Origin of the sequence: Streptomyces sp. LHD-70, from assembly GCF_031157275.1 — a bacterium.
In the GTDB taxonomy this organism is placed as follows: Bacteria; Actinomycetota; Actinomycetes; order Streptomycetales; family Streptomycetaceae; genus Streptomyces.
Genome location: NZ_JAVIFW010000064.1, coordinates 1 through 510 on the forward strand (window position 1 = coordinate 1; position 510 = coordinate 510).

General features: G+C 67.8%; 1 protein-coding gene. It reads left to right on the forward strand.

The genetic code is table 11. The features are described from left to right. On the forward strand, positions 1-475 hold a 475-nt coding region (locus tag RCO28_RS39275), incomplete at its 5' end, for a (Fe-S)-binding protein (protein WP_308946210.1). Positions 476-510 lie beyond the last annotated feature (35 nt).

The window sequence follows — 510 nt, forward strand, 5'->3', positions numbered from 1 at the left end:
CATCGACGAGGGCAAGCTCATCCCCGTCACCCCGGTCGAGGGCCTGATCACCTACCACGACCCCTGCTACCTGGGCCGCCACAACAAGATCTACACGCCCCCGCGCGAGATCATCGGCAAGGTCCCGGGCCTGCGCAACGAGGAGATGCACCGCCACAAGGAACGCGGCTTCTGCTGCGGCGCCGGCGGCGCCCGGATGTGGATGGAAGAGCGCATCGGCAAGCGCATCAACACCGAACGCGTCGACGAAGCGCTGTCCCTCAACCCGGACATCGTCTCCACCGCCTGCCCGTTCTGCCTCGTCATGCTCACCGACTCCGTCAACGGCAAGAAGAACGACGGCAAGGCCAAGGAGTCCCTCCAGGTCGTCGACGTCTCCCAGCTGCTGCTGGAATCCGTCAAGACCCCGGCCGAGGAGCCCCCGGCGGGCGAGGCCGAGTCGGAGGACGCGCCCGAGCCCGAGCCGGTGAAGTAACCGGTCGTACGCGCGAGTTGAGGGGGTCGCCCGAG